General features: G+C 58.6%; 12 protein-coding genes. 8 read left to right on the top strand and 4 right to left on the bottom strand.

The window, feature by feature from the left end; translation table 11 throughout:
* On the bottom strand, positions 1–432 hold the full coding sequence (locus ACR0MS_RS01555) for a rhodanese-like domain-containing protein (protein WP_480568598.1): 432 nt from the start codon (positions 430–432) through the stop codon (positions 1–3).
* Positions 433–689: 257 nt separating this feature from the next.
* Between ACR0MS_RS01555 and ACR0MS_RS01550 the strand changes: the two genes are divergently transcribed.
* From ACR0MS_RS01550 to selD, 7 genes are read left to right on the top strand one after another with little or no spacing between them, the layout of a single operon-like run.
* Positions 690–3,560: a monovalent cation/H+ antiporter subunit A gene (locus tag ACR0MS_RS01550; RefSeq protein WP_480568184.1), complete on the top strand. Its 2,871-nt coding sequence runs from the start codon at positions 690–692 to the stop codon at positions 3,558–3,560.
* Positions 3,560–3,919, top strand: coding sequence for a Na+/H+ antiporter subunit C (locus tag ACR0MS_RS01545; RefSeq protein WP_171122017.1), 360 nt, complete (start codon positions 3,560–3,562; stop codon positions 3,917–3,919). Before ACR0MS_RS01550 ends, ACR0MS_RS01545 begins: the two co-directional genes overlap by 1 nt.
* A complete protein-coding gene (locus ACR0MS_RS01540) occupies positions 3,916–5,460 on the top strand; it encodes a monovalent cation/H+ antiporter subunit D (protein WP_480568181.1) in 1,545 nt (514 codons plus the stop codon). Before ACR0MS_RS01545 ends, ACR0MS_RS01540 begins: the two co-directional genes overlap by 4 nt.
* Positions 5,460–5,957, top strand: a complete 498-nt coding sequence (locus ACR0MS_RS01535; protein ID WP_480568595.1) for a Na+/H+ antiporter subunit E — start codon at positions 5,460–5,462, stop codon at positions 5,955–5,957. The genes ACR0MS_RS01540 and ACR0MS_RS01535 overlap by 1 nt, the downstream gene beginning before the upstream one ends.
* Positions 5,954–6,223, top strand: a complete 270-nt coding sequence (locus ACR0MS_RS01530) for a K+/H+ antiporter subunit F (protein WP_171122015.1) — start codon at positions 5,954–5,956, stop codon at positions 6,221–6,223. Before ACR0MS_RS01535 ends, ACR0MS_RS01530 begins: the two co-directional genes overlap by 4 nt.
* A 7-nt stretch (positions 6,224–6,230) precedes the next feature.
* Complete coding sequence (locus ACR0MS_RS01525; RefSeq protein ID WP_480568178.1) at positions 6,231–6,617, top strand: Na+/H+ antiporter subunit G; 387 nt, start codon at positions 6,231–6,233, stop codon at positions 6,615–6,617.
* A gap of 4 nt (positions 6,618–6,621) precedes the next feature.
* Positions 6,622–8,781, top strand: a complete 2,160-nt coding sequence (gene selD, locus ACR0MS_RS01520; protein WP_480568175.1) for a selenide, water dikinase SelD — start codon at positions 6,622–6,624, stop codon at positions 8,779–8,781.
* Here selD and mnmH read toward each other — a convergent pair.
* Together mnmH and ACR0MS_RS01510 are read right to left on the bottom strand one after the other, a co-directional pair.
* The gene (gene mnmH, locus ACR0MS_RS01515; protein ID WP_480568172.1) at positions 8,772–9,824 is read right to left on the bottom strand and encodes a tRNA 2-selenouridine(34) synthase MnmH; all 1,053 of its coding nucleotides are present in this window, start codon (positions 9,822–9,824) and stop codon (positions 8,772–8,774) included. The genes selD and mnmH overlap by 10 nt on opposite strands.
* Positions 9,825–9,868: 44 nt before the next feature.
* Positions 9,869–10,534 (bottom strand): SOS response-associated peptidase, encoded by a 666-nt coding sequence (locus tag ACR0MS_RS01510; RefSeq protein WP_480568169.1) that lies wholly within the window; start codon positions 10,532–10,534, stop codon positions 9,869–9,871.
* 54 nt (positions 10,535–10,588) lie between these two features.
* Between ACR0MS_RS01510 and ACR0MS_RS01505 the strand changes: the two genes are divergently transcribed.
* On the top strand, positions 10,589–12,241 hold the full coding sequence (locus ACR0MS_RS01505) for a tetratricopeptide repeat-containing sulfotransferase family protein (RefSeq protein ID WP_480568166.1): 1,653 nt from the start codon (positions 10,589–10,591) through the stop codon (positions 12,239–12,241).
* 63 nt (positions 12,242–12,304) lie between these two features.
* Here the strand turns inward: ACR0MS_RS01505 and ACR0MS_RS01500 are convergent, their stop codons facing one another.
* Positions 12,305–13,888: a bifunctional metallophosphatase/5'-nucleotidase gene (locus ACR0MS_RS01500; RefSeq protein ID WP_480568163.1), complete on the bottom strand. Its 1,584-nt coding sequence runs from the start codon at positions 13,886–13,888 to the stop codon at positions 12,305–12,307.
* Positions 13,889–13,989 lie beyond the last annotated feature (101 nt).

The raw sequence follows: 13,989 nt of genomic DNA, 5'->3' as shown, positions 1-13,989 counted from the left end.
CTATTCCTTTTCATACTCGCGTACAGGCAGCCCCGAACGCACCCATCCCGGACCCGCAGCAGACCCGAGCATACCTTCGGGAACGTCGATAATGTTCACAAACCCGGCCTCGCTCAGACGATTGCTCAGCCGGGCCGAGCGGACGCCACGCGCGCAAATCAAGGCGATTGCCGCGGTCCGGTCGCCGTTTGTCAATTGATCCAACGCGTCGACAAAATCCTCCCGGCGCATGTCCAGCGGTGCCGCACCTTCTCCGACGCCTGTCGCCGCCCATTCTCGAGGCGTGCGGATATCCAGCAACAATATCTCACCAGAAACAGCCTGCTGGTGCGCATCCCGGACCCCAAGCTGCCCACCCGCGTAAACCGGAGGGATCAGCCGGTATTCGCGGATCGCGAACCCTGTTGCCACGATGCCGACCGCGCCAAGCATGACCCATCTGCGTGTTCTATCTGTCTGACCTGCCACGTCGCATTCTCCTCAACCGGCAAGACGGGTTTATCACAGTCCCTGTTTCTAATCCGCGCCAAAATTCAGTGCTGCAATCAAGATCATGTCATTTTCAAACGAAAACTTCGCCTTGAATGCAGGGGTAGGACGAAGTGCAAAACTTGCAATAGCTGGACAGCCGGAAAAATTTCCTTACAAAATCAGTACCAATTTTGACCGCCCAGACCGGAGTATCGCACTTGTCCCTATTCCTCATCGCGGCCCTTCCCTTTCTCGGCGCTGTGTTTCCAGCCCTTCTTATCAGGGCAGGACGAAACGCAGCTGCATCCGCCGCGGGGCTAACCACCTTTCTGGCCCTGATGGGTTTGCTCATCCATATCCCGACGGTCATGCGGGGTGATGTCGTGACCGCTCGGTTCGATTGGATCCCCGGTCTTGGGCTGAACGCCAATTTCATGCTGGACGGTTTGGGGTTTCTCTTTGCCCTGCTGATCCTGGGGATCGGGTTGCTGATCATACTCTACGCCCGGTTTTACCTGTCACGCGAAGATCCGATGGGGCAGTTCTATACCTACCTGCTGCTGTTCCAGGGCGCGATGGTCGGCATTGTTCTGTCTGACAATATCCTTCTTCTGCTTATTTTCTGGGAACTTACGTCGCTGAGTTCATTCTTGCTGATCGGCTACTGGAAACACCTCCCCGAAGGCCGCCAAGGGGCGCGAATGGCGCTGGCTGTCACGGGATCAGGCGGGCTTGCCATGATTGCGGGAATGCTGATCCTGGGTAATATCGTCGGCTCTTACGACCTGAGCGTCATTCTTCAGAACAAAGAGCTGATCCAGTCGTCGCCATACTATCTGCCTGCCTTGATCCTGATCCTGCTGGGGTGTTTCACCAAGTCGGCCCAATTCCCGTTTCACTTCTGGTTGCCGCATGCGATGGCTGCGCCAACGCCCGTTTCAGCCTACCTGCACTCTGCCACGATGGTGAAAGCCGGGCTTTTCCTGATGGCGCGGATGTGGCCGGTTCTGGCCGGAACCGATGCGTGGTTCTATATCGTTGCGACAACAGGGTTGGTCACAATGTTGATCGGTGCCTGCATCGCGCTGTTCAAAGATGACCTGAAGGCGTTGTTGGCGTTTTCCACGGTGTCACACTTGGGATTGGTCACGATGTTGCTGGGCTTTGGCACCAAGTTCGCAGCCGTGGCCGCCGTTTTCCACATCATCAACCACGCGACCTTCAAGGCCGCCCTGTTTATGACCGCAGGCATTGTCGATCATGAGACCGGAACCCGCGATATCAAGCGGCTGGGCGGTCTGCGTCAGTTGATGCCGATAACCTTCACCATCGGAACGATTGCAGCACTGTCAATGGCAGGGCTGCCACCCCTGAACGGCTTTTTGTCCAAGGAGATGATGCTGGAAGAAACCGTTCACACGACGTGGTTGAATTCACACTATCTGGTGCCGGGTCTGGCTTTGCTGGCGGCGCTGTTCTCGGCTGCTTATTCATTCCGTTTCGTCAGCCATGTGTTTCTTGGCCCACAGCGGAGCGATTACCCCGCCCATCCACATGATCCTCCGGTTGGGCTTTGGCTGGCCCCGGCTTTCCTTGTGGTGCTTGTTGTGCTGATTGGCTTGTATTCCGCGGCCATAGTAGGGCCTCTGGTCGCCGTCGTCTCCAGTGCGGTGATTGGCGGCGAGAAACTCCCCTACTACTCGCTGAAGCTGTGGCACGGCTTTACGCCTGCGCTTTACATGTCCGTTGTCGCTACGCTGGGCGGTCTGTTCCTGCTGGCCCTCCACCGCCGGGGCGAGCAGCTTTGGAACGCCCTTCCCCGCCCCGAGGCCAAAGCGATCTTTGACAGTGTCATTGGCGCATTCACGGGTCTCAGCAGGTGGGTCACAGACGCGCTGCATAATGGTGTCATTAGCCGTTACGCCATCATCCTGATCGCCTTCACGCTCGGACTGGGGTACTACGCCTATTCGACCGGGACGCTGGGGGCCGCTACGCGCGAGGCCCTGCCCGCGCCAATCATTCCGTTTATCGGTTGGATCTGTCTGGTGGGTGCGACGCTGGCGATTATGTGGTTCCACCGCAATCGGTTGCTGTCGCTGGTCCTGATCGGAGTCGTCGGGCTGATTGTTTCAATGGCGTTCAACTACCTCTCGGCCCCCGATCTGGCCCTGACGCAGATCTCGGTTGAGGTGGTGACCATGATCCTTCTGCTGCTGTCACTGAACTTTCTGCCGACGGATACGCCTTGGGACAGCACCGCAACCCGGCGATGGCGGGACGCGGCCATTTCGGTTGTCGCTGGGCTTGGCTCGGGCGCATTGATCTATGCGCTCATGCTGCGGGACTTTGCGTTTCCAACCATTTCCGAGTTCCACCTTGCCAATTCGTACAAAGGCGGCGGAGGCACCAATGTCGTCAACGTGATCCTGGTCGATTTCCGGGGTTTTGATACCTTTGGCGAGATCATCGTGCTGGGGATTGCGGCACTGATCATTTTTGCCCTGACAGAATCCGTGCTGGGAACGAATGTGCGCAGCTATCTGCTGAACCGCAAACCGCACTGGCCGCAATCGGGTGATTCACACCCTCTCATGATGGTGGTCGTGACGCGCATGATGATGCCAATTGCGCTGATGGTGGGGGCCTATATCTTCTTCCGTGGCCACAATCAGCCCGGAGGCGGCTTTATCGCTGGTCTGATCGTCGCCATTGCCTATCTGATGCAATACATGGCCAGCGGCTATACGTGGGCCATTGAACGGCAGCGGTTCTATTATCACGGCACAATCGGCTGGGGTGTCCTGATCGCTGCTGCGACCGGTCTGGGTGCGTGGTTCAACGAACGTCCCTTCCTGACCAGCGACTTCGGCTATTTGCACTGGCCCCCGTTGGAAGAGTTCGAATGGGCAACGGCAATGCTGTTCGACACAGGCGTTTTCCTGGCGGTTCTGGGCGCTGTCATGCTGGCTTTGGACAGTCTGTCACGGTTTGCCTGGCAGCCCGGCATGGCGCAGGAATTCCCGATGGATATCAACCCGCTGCGGGATAATCCGCCGGAAGAAGAACAAGAAAAGGAGCAAGCCTGATGGAAGCGCTTGTCGCCTCGGCCGTTGGCATCATGACGGCCGCCGGGATTTTCCTTATCCTGCGCCGCAGAACCTTTCCGGTCATTCTGGGTCTGTCCTTGCTGACCTACGCCGTGAACGTCTTCCTGTTTGCCACCGGGCGGCTGGCACTGAACGCACCTGCCGTTTTGAACAAATACGAAGACGTGCCCTATACTGACCCACTGCCACAGGCGCTGGTGCTGACGGCCATTGTGATCTCGTTCGGGATGACGGCGGTGATCGTCATGATCTCATTGTCGGCGTATCTGTCGTCCAGGGATGACCATATCGACATGACCGCGCAGGACAGCGTGGATGCGCCGGGAGAAGATGCATGAACCATTGGATCGTTGCGCCGGTCGTCCTTCCTGCGGTCCTGGCCCCGTTTATTATCATGGTCCTGCGGTACCATCTGGACCTGCAACGCATCTTCTCGGTTGCCGGGGTGGTTGGTCTGCTGGGGATAGCCCTGACGATTACCGCACAGGCGGCGGGAGGCGACATTCAGGTCTATGAGCTGGGCAACTGGCCTGCGCCGTTCGGTATTGTTCTGGTACTGGACCGGCTGTCCGCCATGATGGTCCTGCTGACTGCACTTTTGGCACTGCCGATTGTGCTATATGCCATCGCGTCGGGCTGGGACGACCGGGGCAAGCATTTCCACGCCCTGTTCCACTTTCAACTGATGGGCGTATGCGGTGCCTTCCTGACCGGCGACGCCTTTAACCTGTTTGTTTTCTTCGAGGTTCTGCTGATCGCCTCCTACGGTCTGATGACCCATGGCGGCGGTGCGGTGCGACTGAAAGCAGGTGTGCAATACGTCGCTTATAACTTGCTGGGCTCGACCCTGTTCCTGTTCGCACTGGGAACGCTTTATGCCGTGACCGGCACGCTGAACATGGCAGACATGGCGGTGCGCGTGGCCGAACTCCCGGCCGAGGACACGGCCCTGTTGCGGGTCGGCGCGGTGCTGTTGCTGTTGGTGTTCTGTATCAAAGCCGCAGTGCTGCCCCTGCATTTCTGGCTGCCCGCCAGTTACGCGAACGCCCCGCTGCCTGTCGCAGCACTGTTTGCCATCATGACCAAGGTCGGGGCCTATTCGATCCTGCGGATGTACACCCTGGGTTTCGGCCCCGAGGTCGAAGCGACGCAAGGACTGGTGGGCGCGTGGCTGCAACCGGCTGCTCTGGTAACGCTGGCAGTGGGCACGATCGGCATACTTGGCGCGCAGCATGTCGCGCGGATGGTGGCCTTTTGCGCCATCGCGTCGATGGGAACGCTGCTGATTGCCGTTTCGCTGTTCACAGAAACCGCCACGACTGCGGCGCTGTACTATATCTACCATTCGACCCTCGCGACCGCCCTGCTGTTCCTGGTGGCTGATCTGGTAATGGAACGTCGCGGCGGAGCGATTGCCCCCACGCGCCCGATGCCCCAAAGCGGATTGATTTCGGCCCTGTTCTTTGTCGGGGCCATCGCATTGGCGGGGATGCCGCCTCTGTCCGGTTTTGTCGGCAAATTGTTGGTTCTGGACGCCGCGCGCGATGCAAGCGACGCAAACGCGATCTGGGCGGTGATCCTGATTGGCTCATTCGTCACGATAGTCGGGCTGGCGCGGGCCGGGTCGCTGATCTTTTGGAAGAGTCACGACGCGCAACACAACCCGGAAACGGACCAAGAAGGCGAAGATGGTGTTGACGCTGTACCGGCGCCAGAACCGCAGCCGGGTCTTGCCTTTACTGCGGTCTTTACGCTTGTTCTTGGCCTTGTCCTACTGACCCTGTTCGCGGGACCTGCACTGCAATACGCCAGCCGCACCGCCGAGCAGTTGTTTACCCCGGAAGACTATATCTCAGCCGTATTGGGAGACGAAGAATGATGAGACTCCTGCACCGGATATTTCCACACCCCCATCTGACATTTCTGTTGACGGTTGTGTGGGTTCTGCTGGCGAACAAGCCTTCGCTGAACTCGTTGGTGTTCGGCCTGATTTTGGGGATCATCATCCCGTTCGTCACACAACCCTACTGGCCCGATCGACCGAAACTGCGAAACTGGCCCATGGTGGTGGAATACATTCTGGTCGTGCTCTGGGATATCGTCGTGGCCAATGTCACTGTCGCCCGGATCATCCTGTTCAAGCGTGATGCAGACCGCCAACCCAATTGGATCAGCATTCCGCTGGAGCTGCGCACGCCCGAGGCCATCACCGTTCTGGCCGGGACCATTACAATGACGCCGGGCACGGTCAGCAGCGATCTGTCAGCGCAAGGTCACTGCCTTTTGGTTCATTGCCTGGACGCCCCTGACCCCGAGGCAGTGCGCGACCAAATCAAGCAGCGCTATGAACGCCGGCTCAAGGAGATTTTCGAATGATCGACTATGCCATCTGGTTTGCTTTTGCGTGTTTCGGGACTGCCATCATGATGTGTCTGTGGCGGATCATTACTGCAGACGGCGTCGGCACCCGTGTGCTGGCGCTGGATACGATGGTGATCAATACCATCGCCCTTCTGATCCTGTATGGCCTGTCCCTGGGGACCGAAATCTTTTTCGAATCCGCCATGATCATTGCCATGCTGGGGTTCGTCTCAACCGTGGCTTACGCGCGTTTCATGCTGCGCGGCAACATTATCGAGTGAGGGCGGTATGGCATTCATCTTCGAACTTCTGATCGCCTTCTTTCTGGTCATCTCGGGGATTTTCGGGTTCGTGGGCTCATATGGGATGATCAAGCTGAAAGACCCGATGTCGCGCCTTCACGCGCCAACCAAAGCGACAACTCTGGGGGTTGGCGGCGTGCTTGTGGCCTCGATCATCCATTCCGTTCTGATCGAGCACAATCTGTCCCTGCATGAGTTGCTGATCACCCTTTTTTTGTTCCTGACAGCGCCAATCACGGCCCTGTTCATTGCAAAGTGGCACATTCACCGCCATGAAAAACCCGAGAACCTGCCAGACGCGGGCGAGGATGAGCTTTGGGCCACCCACGCCGTCGAACAGGTTGAGGACGTACCGGACCATACGGCGAATTAACGATATGAATACACCTCCGCTGCCTCTGACCCGCGATCTGGTTCTCATTGGCGGCGGTCACACCCACGCCCTGCTACTGCGGAAATGGGGGATGGACCCGCTGCCGGGGGCGCGGGTTACGGTGATCAACCCCGGCCCGACCGCGCCGTATTCGGGCATGCTGCCGGGGTTTGTCGCCGGGCACTATGACCGGCACGCCCTGAACATTGATCTGGTCAAACTGGCGCGGTTCGCAGGGGCGCGCATCGTTCTGGGGGCTGTGGACGGGATCGACCTGAAGGACCGGCATGTGCATGTGCCCGGACGCCCTCCGATCGCGTTTGACGTGGCTTCAGTCAACGTGGGTATCACCTCGGACATGCCGCGGCTTGAGGGCTTTGCGGAACACGCAATACCCGCCAAACCGCTGGGGCCGTTTGCCGCAAAATGGGGCGCTTATGTTGACCAAAGCGGCCCTGCTGCGGTGGTCGTTATTGGCGGCGGTATCGCGGGCGTCGAGCTGGTCATGGCCATGGCCCATGCCCTGAAGTCCAGAAACCGACCCGCGCAGGTTACTTTGATTGACAATGCCCAAGCCCTGACCGCAACGCAGGACAAGGCCGCATCGACGATAAGGCGCTCGATGGCAGGGCTCGGCATTGACGTCGTCGAAGGCGCAACCATCACCCGGATTACAAACGATCATGTGCTGCTTGAGGGCGGGCGTCAGATTCCGGCAACATTCGTAACCGGTGCCGCCGGAGCCCGCGCCCATGAGTGGGTCGGCCAGACGGGGCTGGATTTGCAGGACGGCTTTATTCAGGTCGACGGGCACCTTCAATCCAGTGACCCGGCTGTTTTTGCTGCCGGGGATTGCGCGCATCTGACCGAAAGCCCAAGACCCAAGGCGGGCGTCTATGCGGTCAGAGAAGCCCCCATTCTTTTCAACAACTTGCGCGCAGCTCTTGGCGCTGGAAAACTGCGCCGCTATGTTCCGCAAAAGGACTACCTGAAACTTGTGTCTCTGGGCGGAAAATCCGCGTTGGCCGAACGCCTCGGCACCTCGTTCAGTGGTGGGTTGATGTGGAAATGGAAGGACCACATCGACCAGACATTTATGAACAAATTTCGTCACCTGCCTCAGATGGCGCAGCCTGCGTTGCCCCGCGCCCACGCCGCTGGGTTGGAAAGCGCGGTCGGTGACAAGCCAATGTGCGGGGGATGCGGTGCCAAGATCGGGCGGGATGCGTTGCGGGATGCGCTGCGCACACTGCCCAAACCCGACCGCACGGATGTGACGCCGCTGCCCAATGACGACGCCGCCCTTCTGCAAATTGGAAACGCACGGCAGGTCATGACATCGGATCACCTGCGCGGATTCACACTCGACCCGGTTCTGATGACACGGATTGCCGCCGTGCACGCGCTTGGCGATATCTGGGGGATGGGGGCGGCACCGCAGGCAGCAACGGCGACGATCATTTTGCCACGGATGTCCCCGGACTTGCAGCATCGCACGATGGTCGAGGTTATGACGACAGCCAACGACGTGATCCGAGCAGCCGGTGCCGAAATCGTCGGCGGTCACAGTTCCATGGGGGACGAATTGACCATCGGTTTCACCCTGACCGGCCTGTGTGAGCGCGACCCGATCACACTGGCCGGTGCGCGCCCGGGTGATGCCCTGATCCTGACCAAACCATTGGGCAGCGGTATCCTGATGGCCGCTGAAATGGCTGGTGCGGCAGACGGGGCGTGGGTCACCAAGGCATTTCAACAGATGGTCCAACCGCAGGATGTAGCCTCGCGCATTCTGACCGACGCCCATGCCATGACAGACGTAACCGGGTTTGGCCTTGCAGGGCACCTTCTGGGTATCTGCGAAGCGTCAGACTGCGGCGCAACCCTGGACACCGACGTCATACCGATCATGCCCGGCGCACTTGAACTGAGCGAAGACGGTGTCAGATCCACGCTGTTCAATGACAATCGCGCGCTGGCGCCCGAGTTGCCCTCCGGCGGCAAGATCGACCTGTTGTTTGACCCGCAAACGGCCGGAGGCTTATTGGCTGCCGTTTCCCCTGATCACGCGCACCAAACCTGTACGGCGCTGCGCGAGGCGGGATATCCCGCAGTTGTCATCGGCCAAATGGCGGACACACCCGGTCTGCGCCTTCAAAGCTGATCCAAAACCTGTTGGATCTGTGCCGCCGCGCTGTCCAAGCTCGCGTCGTCTAACCTGAGGACATCGACATTGGCGATGACCGGCGCTGTGCGCGCCCGGCTGGACTTGGCATAAGCCGGATCATAGTGCTGTTCCATCAAGGCGCGGGTCAGGCCCTTCTTGTCCCCTGCGTCGATCAAGGACAGCCACCCATCCACAATATCGTGACCCCGGTGAGACCGGAGCGGAGACAGCCGATCCCGCAACCTGTCACCGTCTGACAACACGTCGTCATAGGCCGACACCAGATAGGCCGAGCGTGCTTCAATCGCGGCGGTAATCTGAATACGGGGCGCGCTTCGAAGCGCGGACCAGATGGTTGGGGGCAAGATCAACGACCCTATTTTCGAAGACTCCGCTTCCACCACGACCGGACGGGCGGGATCCAGCAGGCACAGACGGGCTGCCAGCGCGGATTCGAAGGCCTTCTGGCTGGGCTGTCCTCCGGGCATTTCACCCAGCAAGGACCCCCGGTGATTTGCCAGCCCTTCTAGATCGAGCACCTGAACGCCACACGCGCCGAGCTTGGCCAGCAATTCGGTCTTTGCAGTGCCCGTGTACCCGTCCAGCGCAATCAAGCGGTGGGGCAACGGGTCATCGTACAGGTAACGGTTCACCAACCTGCGATAGGTGCGATAGCCGCCTTCGACGACCTCGGCGCGCCAGCCGATTTGCTGCAACATCCAGGTGAACGACCCTGACCTTTGCCCTCCGCGCCAGCAATAGACCAAGGGCTTCCACCCTCCTTCGTGGTGGGACAGGCTATGTTCGATGTGGTTTGCCGCATTCCGAAACACTAGCGCCGCGCCCAGCTTTCGCGCCAGAAAGGGGCTTTGCTGCACATATATCGTCCCGACGCGTGCACGTTCTTCATTGTCCAGCACCGGCAGGTTCATCGCGCCGGGCAAATGATCCTCGGCAAATTCCGCCGGGCTGCGCACGTCAATCACGGCATCGAAACCATGCGCATAAAGCTCGGGCAGATTGGAGAATTTCAGAACCATGTCAGCGGTCTAACCTGCCCTGCCCGGTTTGAAAAGAACAGCGATCACGCATCAACTGCCTCGATCAGGTCGGGGCCGGAGGCCCGGTTGGAATTCACCGCCGGATCCACCCGGTGAAAGCTCAGAACATCCTCGGCACCTGGCTGCATCAATCGCGCGGCCCCCTTGCCGGCTTCGCCCAACCACAAAGGCCAGGCGTCTTGCTCAAGGATCAGGGGCATGCGGTGGTGGATCGCGCTCAGGTGTTTGTTGGCAGGGGTTGTGACAATTGCGCATGTCCCTTGCCGCGCACCGTCTGCCCCCCAGTTCTGCCAGACACCGGCAAAGGCTATGGGCGCGCCATCGTTACGCTGTATGTACCAAGGCAGTCGGTCACCTTGATCCGTCTTGGTCCATTCATAAAACCCGGTGGCCACGATCAGGCAGCGTCGTTCACGGCAGGCCGCACGAAAGGCAGGTTTCTCGGCCAGCGTTTCGGCCCGCGCGTTGATCAGCAAGGGACCGGCGGTTTCCGTCTTGTACCAATGCGGCAGAAACCCCCATCGCAGCGGGTCCAGCGTGCGGCCGTTTTCTCCGGCCCGCACCACATGCACCTGATTTGTCGGGCAAACATTGAAATTGGGCACTTCTGGCAACGTATTGGCAGGCCGGGCCGCAAAAAGCTGCGCCATTGCGTCGTTGGGAAGAGTTATTGCAAACCGTCCGCACATGAGTAATGAACCATCAACAGTATTTCCTACAGGCACAGGTTCTCACGGGGTCATATGCAAAATCAAACAGCGAGTTCCCTGAAAAGTAAGGCGCTGTCGGCGCTGGAAACGGGCAAGCTGCAGCAGGCATTGAAAAAAGCACAGCTTGGTCTCAAGAAATTTCCCAAGGACACGGACTTTCACGCCATTTCCGGCTTTGTCCTGACCGAGATGAAGCAGTATCGAAAGTCGATACCCCATTTCGTCGAAGCCTCACGGATGAAACCAGACGATCCGCAATTCGTCGAAAACCTTGCCAACGCGCTGATGCAAACCGGTCAAATTCCCAAGGCGCTGGAATTTGCCGAACAAAAGCTCGAGAAGTTCCCGAACAACAAGGAACTGACCCGCGTCATCGACGAAATCCAGCAAAAGGGCAGCAACTGGCGTCTGATCATCGACTATACCACCAGAAAGCTGGCCTCTGACCCGGATAACGCCGGCCATTTGTCAGCCCGCGCGCGGGCCTATGGGCGCATCGCCTTTGTCGAGGACAGCGCGCGGGATATTGCCCGGGCCTATGCGCTTGAGCCTGACAACCACAATATTGCCTTCCAGATGGCCGTTAACCTGCATCAGAGCGGGGACAAGGCAGGGTCTAAGGCCATTATGCAGCAGATTCTGACCGAAGAACCCGGGCACGTGGCGACGCTGTTCCAGCTCTCGACTATGGCGAACGCGGAAACTGCACCAGACCTGATGCAAGCGGTTGAATCGGCCCGCAAAGCCCAGGAACACGAACTTTCTGAGTTGGAATTCGCCAAGGCCGAACTGATCTCAAAGACTGAGGGGCTGGGCGCCGCGCTTCCTCAATTTGCGCGGGCCAATGCAGTCCAGCACGAAGCAAACCCGTATGATTTCCAGGCAGAAGAAGAAAAGCTGACGCAGATCACGGACCTGTTCCCAATTGGGGTCGATCCCGTCGTGGCTGACCTTTCTGAATCTCCCAAACCCGTATTTGTTCTGGGCCAACCCCGTTCCGGCACCACCTTGATGGAAATGATGCTAAGCTCTGATCCCGAAATTGCGGGGTGCGGAGAGCTTACGATTGCCGGTGACCTGTCCCAAGCACACTTGAAGACAGGCAAACGGTTCGGTGAACGAGACGCGGAGGAGCTTGCGCGGGAATTCCGCCAGTTGATGCCCCCGATCCCTGACGATTCAGTCGCGTTTGTCGACAAGATGCCGCACAACTTTCAGCGTGCGGGCTTCCTGCTGTCGGCCTTCCCCAACGCCAAAGTCATCAACATGTTGCGCGACCCAAGGGATGTTGGTCTGTCCAAATGGATCAGAAGATTCCCCGCTGGCGGGATGCGCTATGCCTCAAACCTTGAGGCAATTGCCCACACTGCAAACCTGTACCGTCGCTATATGACGCATTGGAACGCTGTGTTCGGCGATAGAATACTGACAGTTCCTTACGAAAAGCTGGTCGCTGATCCCAAGACCTACAGCCAGCAGGTTGCCGAATTCTGTGATATCAAATGGTCCGAAACCATGATGCATCCGGAAAAGAACACCAAACAGGTCAGAACGGCCAGCATCGACCAGGTGCGCAAGAAAATCTCGACCAAGTCCATAGGCGGTTGGCGCGACGTTTCAGAGCATCTTCAACCGATGCTGCAAGGGTTCGACGCAGAGCTTTGGCCGGAATACGATTTCAGCTAACGGATCCGAAATAAAAAAGGCCGCATCGACTGATGCGGCCTGATCTTTGTTCTCTAAGTCGCGTTACTTCTGCTTGATGCGACCATCCAGATACGGCGTGTAAGGCGCGTTTTCTGCAAGGTATTCCGCTGTCACATCGGCCAGATCCGGGCCAAAATCGTAGGCGTTCTTGTCGTCACCTTCGAACATGCTGTACCCGTCTCCGCCATTGCGGACGTAGTTGTTCGTGACAACCAAATAGGTCGCGGCGGGATCAATCGGCGTAAAGCCGTCGCCGTCGGCCACCATGACTTCGGTGATACGGCCTTCATTCGGTGCAACAGACGGATCCCATGTGAAGGTCATGCCCGCCACCTGTGGGAAGCGGCCCTTCACCTCTTCGACTTGGCTTACGCCGTTTTCCAGCGCGTCGATCACGCCCTGACCGCTGATCTCAAAGGTCGAAAGCGTGTTCTGGAACGGCAGAACCGTCAGCACTTCGCCCATGGTCACATCGCCCGAGTCGATTGAGGCCCGCAGACCACCCGAATTGGCAATCGCGATCTGAGCGCCCTGATCCGCGACCCGCGCCAACATCGCGTCCGCAACGAGGTTGCCCATCTGACATTCCTGAACGCGGCAAACATCGCGGTTTCCTTCGATCGCATCAGCAGAGCTGGCAACCACGCGCTGTTTCATTTCCTCGATCGGGGCACCCATCTCGGCCACACGCGCGGCGATATCGGGGTCCGGAGTAACCGAGGCATCCAGCAGGATTGGCTCACCTTCTGCCGATACAAGGTTTCCGTCATCGTCAAAGGTCAGCGTGATCTCGCCCAGATACTTGGAATAGGCATAGGCCTGAACGACCGGAACGTCGCCGACCATCACGGGGTAAGACCCCGCCGCGCCCTCTTGCGTATTGGACAAAAGCGTATGCGAGTGCCCGCCCACGACTAGATCCAGCCCCGGAACTTTCTCGGCAATCTCGATATCCTTGGCCAAACCCACATGGGTCAGGGCGATGACGATATTCACACCCTCGGCCTTCAGCGCTTCGACATCAGCGGTCAGGCTTTCGATCTCGTCCTGAAATACGACGTCCTTGCCGGGGCTTGAGGTTTCCACCGTGTCCGTCGCCAGAGCCGAAACGATCCCGATTTTCTGGCCGCCCAGCTCGAGGACAACATGCCCATCAACGCGATCTTTCAGTTCCGCCGAAGACGACAGGTCCAGGTTCCCCGAGATAACGGGAAAGCTGACAACGTCAATAAACGCGGCCAGACCTTCGGGGCCGTCGTCGAATTCGTGGTTTCCAACGGCCATGACATCATAGCCGATTGCTTCCATGAACTCGGCTTCGGCTGCGCCCTTGTAGGTCGTATAGAACAGCGAGCCCTGGAAAGGGTCACCAGCATCCAGCAAAAGGTAATTCTCGCCGCTCAACGCATCGCGACGGGCGTCCACGATCGTTTTCAAGCGCGCAACGCCGCCAAAGCATTTGCCTTCAGCTTCATCTTCGGTATCGCACGTTGAATCATATTTATTGATGGACTCGATGCGGCTGTGAATGTCGTTAGTGTGCAGAATCGTCAGCTTGTATTCGGCCAGCGCCATGCCTGCGGTCAGGCCCAAAACGGCGGCCGAAGCCAGGAAACGGGTCAACATATTGAAACTCCCTGTTGTTATTGGGCGTGATGGTGCGCTCTGCTGCTCGAAGAGTCAAAGGGGGAAATCCATCTTGATTCTACCCGTCGCGCGGGGCATCA

Source organism: Ruegeria sp. CJ2, from assembly GCF_056536745.1.
The sequence above is the reverse complement of the archived record's forward strand: the minus strand, read 5'-3'. Positions and strand labels throughout refer to the sequence as shown.

What these genes read in the sequence shown, in the direction of transcription:
- ACR0MS_RS01555 (WP_480568598.1), bottom strand. Translation starts at nt 432, where the DNA reads ATGCTTGGCGCGGTCGGCATCGTGGCAACAGGGTTCGCGATCCGCGAA.
- ACR0MS_RS01545 (WP_171122017.1), top strand. Translation starts at nt 3,560, where the DNA reads ATGGAAGCGCTTGTCGCCTCGGCCGTTGGCATCATGACGGCCGCCGGG.
- ACR0MS_RS01540 (WP_480568181.1), top strand. Translation starts at nt 3,916, where the DNA reads ATGAACCATTGGATCGTTGCGCCGGTCGTCCTTCCTGCGGTCCTGGCC.
- ACR0MS_RS01535 (WP_480568595.1), top strand. Translation starts at nt 5,460, where the DNA reads ATGAGACTCCTGCACCGGATATTTCCACACCCCCATCTGACATTTCTG.
- ACR0MS_RS01530 (WP_171122015.1), top strand. Translation starts at nt 5,954, where the DNA reads ATGATCGACTATGCCATCTGGTTTGCTTTTGCGTGTTTCGGGACTGCC.
- ACR0MS_RS01525 (WP_480568178.1), top strand. Translation starts at nt 6,231, where the DNA reads ATGGCATTCATCTTCGAACTTCTGATCGCCTTCTTTCTGGTCATCTCG.
- selD (WP_480568175.1), top strand. Translation starts at nt 6,622, where the DNA reads ATGAATACACCTCCGCTGCCTCTGACCCGCGATCTGGTTCTCATTGGC.
- mnmH (WP_480568172.1), bottom strand. Translation starts at nt 9,824, where the DNA reads ATGGTTCTGAAATTCTCCAATCTGCCCGAGCTTTATGCGCATGGTTTC.
- ACR0MS_RS01510 (WP_480568169.1), bottom strand. Translation starts at nt 10,534, where the DNA reads ATGTGCGGACGGTTTGCAATAACTCTTCCCAACGACGCAATGGCGCAG.
- ACR0MS_RS01505 (WP_480568166.1), top strand. Translation starts at nt 10,589, where the DNA reads ATGCAAAATCAAACAGCGAGTTCCCTGAAAAGTAAGGCGCTGTCGGCG.
- ACR0MS_RS01500 (WP_480568163.1), bottom strand. Translation starts at nt 13,888, where the DNA reads ATGTTGACCCGTTTCCTGGCTTCGGCCGCCGTTTTGGGCCTGACCGCA.